Below are 255 nucleotides of genomic sequence, written 5' to 3' on the forward strand. Positions count from 1 at the left end.
CCGAGGCTCCGGCCCCCGCTGCGGTGAACGCTGATCCCTCCGCTGCCCCGCTGCCCGATATCAGCGCGGCCACCGTCCGGCCGCGAGTGACCGTCAGCAGCCCGCCCTCGGATTACACCCCCGGCAAGACCGGCACGGTGTTCGGCAATCCCCTGCAGCTTCCGACGAACACCACCAATCCGGTCGACGTCGTCAAGGACGCGGTCAACTCGGTTGTCAACGCGATCGGCGGCGTGGTCAATGACGCGCTCAAGC

At 68.6% G+C, this 255-nt stretch carries 1 protein-coding gene; it reads left to right on the forward strand.

What is annotated here, in order from left to right; all coding sequences use genetic code 11:
- On the forward strand, positions 1-255 hold a 255-nt coding region (locus FQ668_RS28695), incomplete at both ends, for a hypothetical protein (protein ID WP_178097205.1).

Origin of the sequence: Pseudomonas sp. Kh14, from assembly GCF_900291005.1 — a bacterium.
GTDB classification, from domain to species: domain Bacteria; phylum Pseudomonadota; class Gammaproteobacteria; order Pseudomonadales; family Pseudomonadaceae; genus Aquipseudomonas; species Aquipseudomonas alloputida.